This window comes from Streptomyces sp. NBC_01210, from assembly GCF_036010325.1.
Classification (GTDB): domain Bacteria; phylum Actinomycetota; class Actinomycetes; order Streptomycetales; family Streptomycetaceae; genus Streptomyces.
The window spans coordinates 1100880-1114622 of record NZ_CP108549.1 but is presented as its reverse complement, the minus strand read 5'-3'; the positions used below and the strand labels follow the sequence as shown (position 1 = coordinate 1114622).

11 protein-coding genes and 3 pseudogenes are annotated in these 13743 nt (G+C 68.8%); 5 read left to right on the top strand and 9 right to left on the bottom strand.

The window, feature by feature from the left end; all coding sequences use genetic code 11:
• The first annotated feature begins 138 nt into the window (after positions 1-138).
• Positions 139-1437, top strand: a complete 1299-nt coding sequence (locus tag OG735_RS04865) for a DUF6986 family protein (RefSeq protein WP_327321897.1) — start codon at positions 139-141, stop codon at positions 1435-1437.
• A gap of 772 nt (positions 1438-2209) precedes the next feature.
• Entirely contained in the window at positions 2210-2668 is a 459-nt protein-coding gene (locus OG735_RS04860) for a hypothetical protein (RefSeq protein ID WP_327321896.1), read from the top strand.
• Positions 2669-2689: 21 nt separating this feature from the next.
• Here the strand turns inward: OG735_RS04860 and OG735_RS04855 are convergent.
• The 6 genes and pseudogenes from OG735_RS04855 to OG735_RS04830 all read right to left on the bottom strand — a co-directional run.
• Positions 2690-2857 (bottom strand): annotated as a pseudogene (locus OG735_RS04855) (tyrosinase family protein); the annotation flags it as partial.
• 42 nt (positions 2858-2899) lie between these two features.
• The gene (locus OG735_RS04850; RefSeq protein ID WP_327321895.1) at positions 2900-4759 is read right to left on the bottom strand and encodes an ABC transporter ATP-binding protein; all 1860 of its coding nucleotides are present in this window, start codon (positions 4757-4759) and stop codon (positions 2900-2902) included.
• Complete coding sequence (locus OG735_RS04845; protein ID WP_327321894.1) at positions 4756-5190, bottom strand: lasso peptide biosynthesis B2 protein; 435 nt, start codon at positions 5188-5190, stop codon at positions 4756-4758. The genes OG735_RS04850 and OG735_RS04845 overlap by 4 nt, the downstream gene beginning before the upstream one ends.
• Complete coding sequence (locus OG735_RS04840; RefSeq protein ID WP_327321893.1) at positions 5187-5441, bottom strand: lasso peptide biosynthesis PqqD family chaperone; 255 nt, start codon at positions 5439-5441, stop codon at positions 5187-5189. Before OG735_RS04840 ends, OG735_RS04845 begins: the two co-directional genes overlap by 4 nt.
• Before the next feature lie 29 nt (positions 5442-5470).
• Entirely contained in the window at positions 5471-7327 is a 1857-nt protein-coding gene (locus OG735_RS04835) for a lasso peptide isopeptide bond-forming cyclase (protein ID WP_327321892.1), read from the bottom strand.
• Positions 7328-7353: 26 nt separating this feature from the next.
• Complete coding sequence (locus tag OG735_RS04830; RefSeq protein ID WP_107050258.1) at positions 7354-7464, bottom strand: keywimysin-related RiPP; 111 nt, start codon at positions 7462-7464, stop codon at positions 7354-7356.
• A gap of 577 nt (positions 7465-8041) precedes the next feature.
• Between OG735_RS04830 and OG735_RS04825 the strand changes: the two genes are divergently transcribed.
• The gene (locus tag OG735_RS04825) at positions 8042-8368 is read left to right on the top strand and encodes a hypothetical protein (protein WP_327321891.1); all 327 of its coding nucleotides are present in this window, start codon (positions 8042-8044) and stop codon (positions 8366-8368) included.
• Positions 8369-9128: 760 nt separating this feature from the next.
• On the opposite strand, the pseudogene OG735_RS04820 reads toward OG735_RS04825, so the two are convergent.
• Positions 9129-9326: pseudogene (locus OG735_RS04820) on the bottom strand (tyrosinase family protein); the annotation flags it as partial.
• A gap of 222 nt (positions 9327-9548) precedes the next feature.
• Between OG735_RS04820 and istA the strand changes: the two are divergent.
• Positions 9549-11177, top strand: a complete 1629-nt coding sequence (gene istA / locus OG735_RS04815) for an IS21 family transposase (RefSeq protein ID WP_327328165.1) — start codon at positions 9549-9551, stop codon at positions 11175-11177.
• Complete coding sequence (gene istB, locus OG735_RS04810; RefSeq protein WP_327321140.1) at positions 11174-11989, top strand: IS21-like element helper ATPase IstB; 816 nt, start codon at positions 11174-11176, stop codon at positions 11987-11989. The genes istA and istB overlap by 4 nt, the downstream gene beginning before the upstream one ends.
• 354 nt (positions 11990-12343) lie before the next feature.
• On the opposite strand, the pseudogene OG735_RS04805 reads toward istB, so the two are convergent.
• Together OG735_RS04805 and melC1 are read right to left on the bottom strand one after the other, a co-directional pair.
• Positions 12344-12997 (bottom strand): annotated as a pseudogene (locus tag OG735_RS04805) (tyrosinase family protein); the annotation flags it as partial.
• 35 nt (positions 12998-13032) lie between these two features.
• The gene (gene melC1 / locus OG735_RS04800; protein WP_327321890.1) at positions 13033-13503 is read right to left on the bottom strand and encodes an apotyrosinase chaperone MelC1; all 471 of its coding nucleotides are present in this window, start codon (positions 13501-13503) and stop codon (positions 13033-13035) included.
• Between the last annotated feature and the right edge of the window lie 240 nt (positions 13504-13743).

Below are 13743 nucleotides of genomic sequence, written 5' to 3'. Positions count from 1 at the left end.
CGGCCCCGGGGCCGCGCGGTGATCTTCACCGCGCGGCCCCGCACGCTTTCGGGTGACCATTGACGCAGGTCGCGACCGCCTATTAACTTCGCTATACGGATTGTTGATTCCGTGGAGCGGAAAACAGGAGGGTGCAGGATGGGCCAGCAGGAGAAGGTGGCAACGAGCCTCGCCGGAGCGGTCAGCGAGGGCATCAGCGCCTCCCTCGCACCGGTGGACGCGGAACTCGCCCGCCGCTACCCGGGAGACCCCGGCACCCGCCAGCCCGTCCACACCGTCTACGTACCCGGTGATGTCTTCGCCGCCGACACCATCCGCTGCTGGGGCGACCAGGCGCTGGCGGCGCTCGACGAGCACGCACCGGACGCCGCATCCTTCGCCGCCGTCCTCGGCCTCTCCGGCAAGCTCGCGGGACCGGTCTACGACCGCGTACGGGCCAAGCTGGAGCGCGAGCCCGTCGAGGACCTGCGCATCGACTTCGAGGACGGCTACGGCGGCCGCGGTGACGCCGACGAGGACGCCCACGCGGCCCGCGCCGCCCGCCTGATCACCGATGCGTATGCCAAAGGCACCGCCGCCCCGTACATGGGCATCCGCATGAAGTGCATGGAAGCAGCCGTACGCGACCGCGGCATCCGTACCCTCGACATCTTCCTCACCGGGCTGATGGAGGCCGGCGGTCTGCCTGACGGACTCGTGCTCACGCTGCCCAAGGTCACGTACCCCGAGCAGGTCACCGCGTTCGTTCGGCTGCTCGAAGCCTTCGAGAAGGCCCGTGGCCTGGCGGCCGACCGGATCGGCTTCGAGATCCAGATCGAGACCAGCCAGTCCATCCTCGCCGCCGACGGCACCGCCGCCGTGGCCCGGATGATCGACGCCGCCGAGGGGCGGGCCACCGGACTGCACTACGGCACCTTCGACTACAGCGCCTGCCTCGGCGTCAGCGCCGCCTACCAGGCGAGCGACCACCCGGCCGCCGACCACGCCAAGGCCGTCATGCAGGTCGCGGCCGCGGGCACCGGCGTACGTGTCTCCGACGGCTCCACCAACGTGCTGCCCGTTGGCACGACCGAGAAGGTGCACGACGCCTGGCGGCTGCACTACGGACTCACCCGCCGCGCGCTGGCCCGCGCCTACTACCAGGGCTGGGACATGCACCCGGGCCACCTTCCGACCCGTTACGCCGCCGTGTTCGCCTTCTACCGCGAGGGCTTGGAGCAGGCCGCCGCGCGGCTGTCCGCGTACGCCAACCACGCAGGTGGCGACGTCATGGACGAGCCCGCCACCGCCAAGGCGCTCAGCGGCTATCTGCTGCGCGGCATCGACTGCGGCGCCCTGGACACCGCCGAGGTCGCCCGGCTCACCGGTCTCACCCGCGCGGATCTCGACGGGTTCGCCGCGCCGCGCCGCGGGGACCTCACGGCCACAGCCACGTAGCCGCGCGGACCTCATGGGCGTAGTCCGGCGCGCCGTCGACGAGATGCTCCGCCGCGAGGACCGGGCGGAATCGGCAGATCCGACGCTGGGCTCCTGGCCGTCCTCGTCCGCCTCCGGCGCCTCGCCCGCTTCAACAAGGCGGCTGTGGCCGTCTCCACATCGCCCCGGTACTCCGCCGGCGCGCCCTGAACCGCATCGTGGATCACGTCGACCAGACCCGCTGGTTTCCTGGAACGCCCGCCGCGCCGGCGACGTGGAACCTCCGCCGCCCCGTCGTCCGCGACGACGGCTGCGGGTGCTCCCGCACGGACCGTTCGACGACGGGAGCGGGCTCAACCGCCGGCGCGTCCGCCCCGGAACCATCAGCGGCAACTTCCCGCACGAGGCGGTTGGTTAACACCGCTGATGGTTCTTCACATCCCGGCCCGACTGCCCGCGTATCAGACCCGACGCACCCGAACGGAAAGCCACTGCCCTCATTCAAGATCACGATTCGCTACCTCGGGTGATCTTTGATGACACGCGCGATCTCACGCCATCATGTCGGTGCCTGGCAGCAGAGAGCGGTTCCGTTCCTAGCTATGGGGCCCGCGGAGTGTCGTTGTGGTCGATGGCACGGTCCGGCTCCGGGGCAGCTCCCCGGGTCGTCCAGTCGCGGTGGCATCGGCCTGGCGGTGAGCCGAGGTGCCCGGGCCGGCAGCCGGCCTGCCTTCGCCGACCTGCCCGTCATCCCGCTCTCCCGTGCATCACAGGCAGTTGTAGGAGGACACCGATGACGGATACGTCCCGGCTCCGGGCCCGGAGTGCCCCGTCCACGTCCCGCCGGGCATGGCTGCGCGCTGCGCTCCTCGGCGGCGCGACGCTCGCGGTCGCCGCGCCTCCGGTCGGTGCGGCCCTGATGCGCAGGGCCGTGGTGCCGGCGCCGTTCCGTCCGACGTTTCCGAACAGCGGGCTGGTGACCAACGAGTTCGCCCACTGGAACCCGACCAAGCCCGGGGCAAAGCTGTCCACCGTCTGGGACATGACCAGCGGCTCCGTCTTCGGCCTCAACGAGGCCGGGTGGTCAGGCGTGCCGGACAGCATCTCCCCGAACGCCGGCTCCACAAACGGCAACAATTCAACCTCGCTACCCGGTACCTCCCGGCGGCGACCGGGTCGGTGGCCGGAGTGGGCAGCGGTGCTCGCGTACAGGCCGGGGGTTTCGGCAGCTCGAACCACTTGGTGGTCCTGATTGCCGGGGCAGGCCCCAGGGTTAGCGGTATGTGTAGAACTTGGTGTGGTCGAGCATGTCCTGCGGCGTGACGTCGTTCCACGGTTTCATCGTGTCGCGCAACCCGGGGACGTTGCGCGGGGCGGTGGAAGGAAGGTATCCGGAGGTCGGGTGCAGCCTTTGCCAGTCGGCCCACAGTTTGTCGATGAAGCAGACGGCTCCAACCGGACCTTGGTGTTGTGTCCGCCCGGTTCACAGTGGGTGGCGTGGCTGGGGGTGTGTGGTCGTCACGGGGGTGGGCGTGGTGGTGGCCGGGCGGAGCGTTTGGCCGGCGGCCAGTTTGCGGTAGGTGGGGCTGTGGGTGAGTAGTTCTTCGTGGCGTCCGCTGGCGACGGCTCTGCCTTCGTCCAGCACGATGATCCGGTCGGCGTGCTGGACGGTGGACAGCCGGTGCGCGATTACCAGGACGGCGCATTCTCGGGCGATGTCCCGCATCGCGGCGGTGAGCGCGGCTTCGTTGACGGCGTCGAGGTGGGAGGTGGGCTCGTCGAGCAGGAGGATCGAGGGGCGTGCGAGCAGGGCGCGGGCGAGGGCGACCCGTTGTCGCTCGCCGCCGGAGAGTGTGCCGCCGCGTTCGCCGAGCATGCCGGGCAGGCCGCCGGGCAGCCGTTCGACGACGCCTGTGAGCTGGGCGAGTTCGACTACGCGCTGGACTTCGGCCTCGGTGGCGTCGGGTGCGGCATAGGTGATGTTGTCCCAGAGTGAGCCATGGACGACGTGGGTGTTCTGGTCGACGACCGCGATGCGTGAGCGGCACTCCCCGCGGCTCAGTTCGGTGGCGGGCAGACCGTCGAACAGCAGGGCCCCGGAGTCCGGTTCATAAAATCTGGCGATGAGGGCGAAGATCGTGCTCTTTCCGGCACCCGACAGGCCGACCAGGGCTGTCTGTCGCCGGTGGGGGGCGGTGAAAGAGATGCTGCGCAGCACGGGCCGGGTCGGGTCGTAGCCGAAGGTGAGGTCCTGCAGGGCGAGGGCGGGTTTCTCGTACGGGATGGTCTGCCGGGCTGCCTCGCGTGTATGTGCCCGGACAGCCGGCGTCTGTTGGGAGGGTTCCGCCGGCAGGGAAAGTGCCTGCTCGATGCGCTGGTAGGCGCCCATGCCGCGCTGGATCAGGCCGACTGCCCGGAAGACCGAGGACAGTGGAAGGACCAGGTAGGAGGCGTACAGCAGGAAGGCGACCAGGTCGCCGAGGGAGTGGGTGTGGCCGTTGACCCGCAGGCCGCCGATGACCAGGACGATCAGGAAGGAGCCCTGTACCGCGAGTTCGACTGCGGGGCTCATCACGGAGGCGAGTTTCGCGGTCCGTACGCCGGCGCTGTACGCCGATTCGACGCATTCTCCGATGCGGCCCGCTTCACGGTCCTCGGCTCGGTGAATCCGGACCATCGGCAGGGCGCCGAGCGCGCGTTCGAGGTCGGCGGCGATCGCGCCGACGGAGGTCTGCATGCGTTCGGAGGCAGCCCGGATGCCCTTGAGGAGCGAGGTGACGATCACGGCGGCGGTAGCTACGGTCGCTGTGACCAGGAGCAGCAGCAGGGGGTCGATCCACACCATGAGGACGATCGCCCCCGCCGCGACGAGGGCACCCGTCACCAGATCGACCAGTGCCTGGGAGACGACTTCTCTGAGCAGGGTGGTGTCGGTGGTGACCCGGGAGATCAGGTCGCCGGTGCGGTGCCGGTCGTACTCCCGCATCTCCAGCCGGAGCAGTTGTCCGACCAGGCTGTGGCGCAGCCCTCGTACGATGCTTTCGCCCATGCGCTCCAGAACGAAGCGGCCTGCTGCGCTGGTCGCCGCTTCGGTGACGAACAGTACGGCCAGGAGCAGCAGCAAGGGCCACAACAGCTGTCCCCGTCCGCTCGCGTCCACGGCCTGTTTGGCGACGAGCGGCTGGGCAAGCCCGAGCGCCGAGCCGACGAGGGTGAGTACGGTGGCGACGGTGATGGTGGCCCGGTGGCCGGTGGTGAGCCGGTACATGGTGGCGACCGCGGCCCGGGTGGAGCGGTCGCCCTCGGCCGCCGGCTGTGCCTGATCCACGGCGGTGTCGGTCATCGGCCTGATCGGCTCCCGGGAGCGACCGTGATGAGCCGGGTGAAGTAGTCGTCGGGTACGCCCTCGTCCACGGGGCGGCCGTCCGCCTCGATCCAGGCGTGCGCCGTGAACGGCGGCACCACGCGCACCCCGGTGCACCAGGTCGGCCAGCTCCCTCCCAGGCGGCACAGCAGCGCGGCTCCCAGAGACCGGGGCAGGCAGCCTTTCGGCCCGGCGCAGCGCAGGCTCACCGCGCACATCGCGTCCCGTGCGTTCTTTGCCTGTGCGGCGGTGGCCGGCGTGGCTCCGCGACATGCGAGGTGGAGCACGGCGCGGATCCGGCGGGGCGGCAGGAGTGAGAGCGCGAGGGCGGGGATCAGGACGAGACGGGCGGCCAGGCGCCCGGTGAAGGGCACGCCGGTGGGCCGCTGCAGGGCGCTGGGGGTCGTCATTCGGCCAGCCCCGAGGTCCGCAGTTGCTGTACGAGGGCGTCGACGTCCTGCTTCGCCTGGACGAGGTCGATGTCGAACTCGTCGACGAGCGCGGCGACCGCGGCGGCTTCGTCACCGCCCGCCATCAGCGTGTTGACCACCAGGGTGCCGGTGGGATTCAGCTCCCAGTAGTCCCCGGCGCGTTCGTCCAGGAGGACCGTGCCGTAGTCCGTCTCGGCAGTGGAGACATTGGCGCCGAACTTCAATGCCATGCGTGTGCCTTTCTGCGGAGCAACGGTGGTCATGAGGAGGCGGGAGCCTTGGGCCCGGTGGTTCGGTTCAGGCCGCGCAGCCACACCTCGGCGGCGATGGTCGAGTAGAGGATCGCGTCGCGCAGTTCGGGTGTGGCCGGCCGCTGGGCGAGCCGGCGCAGGGCTGCGCCGTCGACCAGTCCGAGCTGTTCCAGCCGGGAGTCCTCCCAGAGCGCCAGCAGATCGGCGCGGTGTTCGCGCAGTCCGTTGGATGCGTCCATGGAAGCGGCGGCCTTGTTGGTGCGCCGCAGGCACGCATCGGGCACGATCCCGCTCATGGCGGCGGTCAGGAGGGGTTTGTACTGCCAGGGCGTGACGCGCTCGCTCGGGCGCACGGCGAGGCATGCCTGGATGACGCGGTCGTCGAGGAACGGCGAGGCCATCGGTACGCCTGCCCGGGCCGCCATCCCGTCCCACTGACGGATGATGCGGGTGCAGGAAAGGATCTGTTCGAGGTCGGTGTGCAGGCCGCGGTCCGGGTGCAGCGGTACGGCGGTCAGGGCGGCCTCGCGCAGCGCCCGTTGGGCCATCCGTTCGGCGTCGGGGGTGACCCAGTCGAAGAGGCGAGGGGGCATGCCCCAGCCGAGGCTGGTGCTGACGGTGGCGGGTAGTGGGTCTCGCAGGCGGCCGCTGGAGTCGGCCAGCCACTTCCCGTACGGCCGCGAGTCGGCCAGCGCGCGTGCCGTGCCGCCAAGTGGCCACTGCCACAGGGCCCTGAAGCCGCGCAGCTGGCGCAGCGCGAACAGCGGGCGGGTGCGGAGCAGTCGGTGGTAGTACGCCTCGGAACACCAGGCCACGTGGTCGCCGCCGATGCCGGTCAGGTGCAACCGGCTGCCCCGCTCCGCCAGGCCGGGCAGGTGGTGCAGGACCCGCGAGCGGTCCATGACGCCGATGGTCGGTTCGTCCAGCAGGTCATCGATGCCGAGCAGGCCCGTGTAGACCAGCGGTGAAGCGTCGGCGTCCCAGACCACATGGTCAATGTCCGGCAACGAGCGGGCGGCCTGTTCTGCCCAGTACAGATCGGTGTCGGCGGGGTCACGACCAGGCCAGGTGCTGGCCACTACCCGGGCCGGTGAGCGGTCCGCCAGGAAACAGATGGAGGTGGAATCCAGGCCGCCTGACAGGTCGCAGCTGACCACGCCACCCTGCCGGGTACGGGCGCCGACCGCCGCGGCCAGGGCTTCGCGGACAAGAGGGGCGCCATCGGCGAGAGTACGTACCGGTTCCGGCGGTGCCCACCAGCGCGAGTGGCGCACGCTCCGGCCATCCGGCGAAACGATCAGCGCGTACTGGGGAGACACGGAAGTGACGCCTCGCCACATGGGTGCCTCGGCGAGTGGATGGGGAACCGGCCACAGCAGCCGGACGGCCAGTTGCTCCTCGTCCGGGTCGGCACCGAGCGCCGCGGCGAGTACGTCGGCGCGGCTGGCAGCCACCTGTGTTCCGTCAACGGGGGCATGGAAGACCAGCCGGAGCCCGGAGGCGGTGCCCTGCACCCTGAGCCGCCCGCCGAGCGCGGCGACGAGATGGAAGCTCCCTGGAAGGGAGCGGGCCAGTGCGTCGAGTTCGGCAAGATCCCGCAGCCTCCCGGCGTGGCGCTCAAGCTCTACGGCGTCGATCCGACAGCAGCCGATGACGGCGAGGACCGTGTGGCCGGCGCGCGCGGTGACGATCTCCTCATCGTGCCACTGCCCCACCAGCCAGGGCCGGCCCGAAGCGTGCTGCAGGATTCGCGTTCCGGGGCGGGCGAAGGAGCGGGCCACGGCGGCCGCGTCCTCCCGGTCGGTGAAGACCGTGAAGTGCGCGTCGCCGGGGCCCGTCCCCGCACTCTCGTGCAGTTCAGTCATGACGTCGGGTCAGGAACCGTCGCCCGTCAGTTCTTGCTCAGGATGAGACGGTCGTTGCCGGAGCTCTGCAGGAGCCCGGTCTTCTTCCGGAACGTCCCGAGCCGGACCAGCGTCGGCGCCTCGTAAGCCTTCTTCATGACTTCTCCTCACGTACAGGTGTCACGACCGCCCCTCCTGGCCGGCCGGGAACCGGAGACCGGTTCACTGCCGTCCCGTCCAGGCTCATCGGGAGCCGGAACAAGGAAGCGGGTGTACGCAATAGCTACGTGCACAGGTGGATGCCGAGGCAAGGTCGCTAGAGAAAATGGGATCATATGTAAAGTTCTGAAGTGGCCAGAGAGCTGCACTGCGGCTCACGAGGTTCGTCAAAAACCAAACATGCGGCGAGCGGGATGCGCGCAAGGACGGAAAACCGTTTCGACCTGCACATCGAGAAGCACACGGTGAGTGTGGCGAAGAGCGCGCACCAACCGGAACCGACCAGAGCCGCCGGGGCGCACTCCGACCTCGCCGCCGTGCTCCCTTCCCCGCTTCTTCCGCCTGAATGGCTCGATGCTGCCGCCGCGTATCGAGGTCACTCCCGGAAGATCGCTGTTACACCACTCGGCAGGACACCATCGCCGTTTCGCGAACGGCTCACCCTTTCCGCCGCCCGTGTCGCACGGCGTTGACCTGTGGCAAACAGGCTCGGGAACAGATTGTTAGGGTGGACAAATGACCATCGCTGATCTTGATGCTTTGTGCATTGACGTGAGCCGCACCCTGGGACGCGCCGGCTTCGACATAGCGCCCAGCAGCACGGGCACCGCCGGCGGACTGCGCATCCAGCCCGCCCGCGACGACGTCCTGGTCACCTGGCACCCGGATGCCGAACTCCACGCCGCCACCCGGCACCTTCACAGCAGGGACCCCGGCGCCGACGACGACCGCGGCATCCGCAAAGCCCACACCACCGCCCTGGTCGCCAGCCTCACCCAGGCCGGATTCACCGCCGCCGCCGACGAAGACAGCGGAGCCATCCACATCCCCGCCGCAGCCTAATGAGCCTCATCGGGTCGTGAGTGAGAGTCGATGAGTGGCCGCCAGCAGGTGAGTACTGCCCTCACCGGAGCCGTTCGAGCTCTGCTGTCAGACCATGCCCCTGCTGGTCGGCCGGGAGGCCGGACTGCTCATTAGACGGCTCGCAGCCGGCTACCAGGTCTACGCGGTCAACCCCCGGCAGGCGGCCAGGTTCAAGGAGCGATACGGCACCTCCGGCGCGAAGAGCGACAAGGGCGACAAGGGCGACGCACATGCGCTGGCCGACATGGCCGGGCCTTCGGTGCGCTCACGCGGCAGGTTCATGTGGCGTTGCCCCGACGTCACCGAGTCGACATCCCAGTCGGCAGAGGCAGCTATCGAGGGTGTCGACCGGGGCGCCGACCGCGACGGGAACCAAGGAAGGAGAAGCCGCCGCGGGCAAGCATCGCACCAGGCCGGCCCGTCCGACACCAAGATGCCGGCCGACACGCCAACCGAGGTGCCGCGACCATCGACGAGGCAGACAGCGACACACCGCAGCGGCAGTCGACTCAGCAGGCTCGCAGGGCAACACCGATGGCCTTGGACCTTGGGGCCCGACAGAGTCTTGCTATCCGACTCTCGGTTGCCTGCCATGCGTCGCCGGGTGTCCCTCGTGCATGTGCGTGGACCGCGGTCCGCGCACCCAAGAAGAGTGCGCGGACCGTCCCCTCCTGTTGCCACCCTGCTCGTGCCGTCGCCGACGGCACGGCAGCGTGAGTCCTCGGGGCACGCCCCAGGGTTAGCGGTATGTGTAGAACTTGGTGTGGTCGAGCATGTCCTGGGGCGTGACGTCGTTCCACGGTTTCATCGTGTCGCGCAACCCGATGACGTTGCGCGGGGCGGTGGAAGGAAGGTATCCGGAGGTCGGGTGCAGCCTTTGCCAGTCGGCCCACAGTTTGTCGATGAAGCAGTGGTGAAGCCAGAAGACCGGATCGTTGTTTGTAAGCACTTCTTTGGGCCCCAGTGCACGGATCTGAAGTGGCTCCGTGGCGTACGAAGTTGATCTGGCTCCACTTGGCGAGCACGTGCTGCGACGTGCCCTCTTTGGAGTGAATGCACTGCTCCGTCCGCCCGGCGGCGGCAGGGTGTGTGCGTCGATCACGGTCTTGTCGGAGGCCGTGTGTGTTGATCGCGGTCGTGTCGGGAGGCCGGGGTGGGTTTGTCGCGGGCTGAGTTGTTCGCCGCGATCCGGAGGGACAGACGTCTCGATCCGGAGCTGTCGCAGCGGGCTCTCGGGGAGAAGTACGGAGTGCACCGGCGGACGGTGCGGCAGGCTTTGAATTCGGCGGTTCCGCCGCCCAGGAAGAAACCGGTGCCGCGGGCGACGGTCCTGGACCCGGCCAAGGGCTGGATCGACGCGATGCTGCGGGAGGACCTCACTGCACCGCGCAAGCAGAAGCACACCGCCCGGCGGATCCATCAGCGGCTCGCGCAGGAATACGGCTTCGACCAGGCGTCGTACTCGACGGTCTGCGACTACCTCCTGGTCCGGCGGCCGCAGATCGAGGCCGAGGCCCGGGAGGGGCACCGGCATTTGGACGGGATGGTCCCTCAGGTGCATCTTCCCGGCGAGGAGGCGGAAGTTGACTTCGCTGACGTGTGGGTCCGGCTGGCGGGCGAGGTGGTCAGGTGCCACCTGTTCACGCTGCGGATGTCGTACTCGGGCAAGGCCGTCCACCGGGTCTATGCCTCGCAGGCCCAGGAGTCCTTCATGGAGGGGCATGTCGAGGCGTTCAACGTGCTGGGCGGGGTGCCGGCCCGGCACATCCGTTACGACAATCTGAAGCCGGCGGTCAACCGGATCTGCACCGGCCGCAGCCGGGTGGAGTCGGAGCGGTGGCTCAACTTCCGCGCCCACTACGGCTTCGACGCCTTCTACTGCATCCCCGGCCAGGAAGGCGCCCACGAGAAGGGCGGAGTCGAACACGAGGGCGGACGCTTCCGCCGCACGCACCTCGTCCCGGTCCCCGAGGTTGCCTCGCTGGGCGAACTGAACGAGAAGATCGCCGCGATCGACGCAGCTGAGGACGCACGGATCCTGTCGGGCAGGCTGACCACCATCGGCTTCAACTTCGCTGCTGAGACGGACCAGTTGGTGCCGCTGCCGTTCGAGGAATTCGAGTGCGGCATCACGCTGACCCCGAAGGTCGACCGCAGCAGCCGGATTACGGTCCGCCAGTGCCACTACTCGGTGCCTGCCCGGTTCATCGGGCAGAACGTGCGCGTGCTGCTGCGGGGCAATGAACTGCTGGTGTTCGAGCGGCGGACGATCGTGGCCCGTCACCCGCGGCTGACCCGGCGGGGCGAGTTCCGCGACGAACTCGATCACTACCTGGAGATCCTGCTGGCCAAGCCGGGCGCCATGGCCGGCTCCACCGCGCTGGCAACTGCCCGGCAGAACGGCTCGTTCACCGAGGTCCACGAGGCGTTCTGGGCCGCGGCCCGCACCGCGCATGGAGACGCGGCCGGGACCAGGGCCCTGATCGAGATTCTGCTGCTGCACCGGCGGATGCCAGCTGAGGCGGTCCAGCTGGGCATGGCAGCCGCGATCCGGGCGGGCGCCGTCACCGCGGACGTGGTGGCCGTCGAGGCCCGCAAGGCAGCCGCGCAGGCACCTGATCCGGCTGAGGAGGTGGACGACGGGGACGATCCGCCGCCGTGGGCCGAGCCCAGCGGGGTGGTGTCACTGACAGCCCGCAGGGCCCAGCTTCCCGAGGACAAGCGCCCGTTGCCGACCGTGAGCCACTACGACCAGCTCCTGACCCGCCAACCGAAAGGCACTGCATGAGCACGACCGCTGCACCGACCCGCCAGCACGTCCCGCCGCCCCGTCGGGATGTCGGACCGGAGGAGGCCGTGGACACGGCCATCGACGAGGCATGCCGCAGCCTGCACCTACCCACCATCCGCAGCCGGGTCGGGGAGATGGCCGATGAGGCGATGCGCCAGCGGTCCAGCTATAAGGACTTCCTCGCCGACCTGCTGGAAGCCGAGTGCGCCGAACGCGAGGAACGGCGCAAACAGCGGCTGGTCAGAGACGCCAATTTCCCCCGGCCCAAGCGGCTGGAGGACTTCGACTTCACCGAGAACCCGAACGTCACGCCGGAGCTTGTCGGCACCCTGGCGGACCCGGCCTGGGTCAAGGCCGGGCAGCCGCTCTGTCTGATCGGCGACTCCGGCACCGGCAAGTCCCACCTGCTCATCGGGATCGGCACCGCCATGGCCGAGGCTGGGCTCAAGGTCCGCTACACGACCACGGTCAACCTGGTCAACGAGCTCGCGGAAGCCGCCGACGAGAAGAAGCTGGCCCGCACCATCGCGCGCTACGGCCGCGTTGACCTGCTCTGTCTGGACGAGTTCGGCTATCTCGATCTGGACAAGGCCGGAGCCAAACTGCTGTTCCAGATCTTCACCGAGCGCGAAGAACGGAGGGCTATCGCCATCGCGTCGAACGCTCCGTTCTCCGAGTGGAAGCAGACCTTCACTGACCCCCGGCTCTGCACGGCAATCGTCGACCGCGTCACCTTCAACGCGCACATCGTCGAGACCGGCACCGACTCCTACCGCTTCGCCCAGAGTCAGAAGAAACGGCGCCGCTGACCTCGAACGACAACTGCGGCCGGGCTCCCTCACGGGAGGCCGGCCGCAGCCGCGTTGGGCCCGGCCGCCAAGTCCCAGTGCCGACCAGACCATCGCCCGTTCTCGTCCAGCCGCCACGGGCACTGGGCGGCCCGCAACCTGAGTCGAGTCGGGTCGGCAGCCTCCACGCGCCTGTCGGGGGCGCGTTTGCGGAGGTCTGACCGAGGCTTCAAAACTACCGCGCCGACCCCCGGTCACGGCCAGCGGAACCACTCGTTCGAAGTGGGGCCAAATCACCTTGCTACAGGGGCGTGAATCACACCAATACACGCCCCCTCCAGCCGGTGAGTGGAGCCAAAAGAAGTCCGTGCACTGGAGCCAAAACAAGTGCTTACAGACAGGATCGTTCGGCGAGGCTCCGGTGGTCATCTGACCGCCGACCCAAACGTGCACCCGGTTGTGGAGGTTCGGGCCCCGCCATCCTTCGACGTGGTTGCGGAAGCTGTTGGACCTGCTGTTCCACGGGGCGGCGTCGTAGGTGGACATGGCCAGTACGGCGTCAACTTCGGCCCTGGTGGGCAGTTCCCCGACGCCGACTCCCAGTGCTCGCCGCAGAAACGTCCTGCCGTCGACGCGTATGTTCAGGGGCCAGTTTCCGCTTGTGAAGGCGAAGGCGCCGGAGGTGACCCGGCCGTCTCCGGTACGGCCGTCGCCGCCGAGGAAGTTGTCCGCCCACAGGGAGCTGCGGGGTGTGCGGTCGACGGTCCAGTCCCAGTAGGGAAGGGTGACGGAGGGGGTGATGCTCTGCAGTGCCTGCTCGAACTGCAGCAGGAACCGGCGGTGCCAGGGGAGGAACGACGGTGAGCGGTGTCCTGTTCGTTCGCCGTCGTCGGTGTCGCTCATGATGAAGGCGTTGTGCGTGGTGATGAATTCGTCGTAGCGGCCCTGACGCTTCAGCTCGAGGAGGGCGTCGACGAAGTCCCGGCGTTCGGTGGCGGTCAGATCTGCCTGGTTCTTACGGTCTGCCATACGATGATCCTTTGCTGGGAGGCTCGTACGCACTGTCAGACGGTCACCGGCACCAGCGTGGCGCCATGTAATTCCCTCACTGCGGCGCGGGCGGCATCACGCGGCGTGTGGTGCGTCTCGTAGTGGTTGATGACGCTGATCCAGGTGCCGTCGGCGTTCTGCATGATGTGCAGATCGTCGTCGTCCACGCGGACGACGAACCCGATCGATGCCTGACCGTCCTCGGGAGGCCGCGTGCCCCCGTGGGAGCCATGGGAGGCGTGGGTACCGCGATCCTCGTCGTCCGGCCAGCCCTCTATATGCCGGCCCAGATAGATCTCGTTGAAAGGCTCCGGCACCAGTGCAGCGCTCGCTGCGAGTGAATGGCTGGCATCGGTCCGCGGTCCATGGGGTGTCCCGGAGCGTGCTGCGTTCGCTGTAGCGACGGCGGCCGGGTCGGCGAGCACGGCTCCGGCAAGCACCACCATCGACCCTCGAACAACGTCACGGCGGGTGAGACCTTGCACGTTTCTCTCCTCTCGTCCGTTGAGCGCAGGCGGCGAACACGCACAGCAGGAACGTTTCGCCGCGAGAGGGCGTGGCCGTCCTCCATCGCCACATGCTGGCAGCGGCGCTCGAACTTGGGAGAGGCGCAAGAACAGCGCGGTCAAGAACGAGACAAGATGGCGTGGAAAGTTCACCGTTCAAAAACGAAGATCTTCCGGCGCCGCCCCCGAGCCGCTCGGTTCGGGCAGAAATGCACGCTG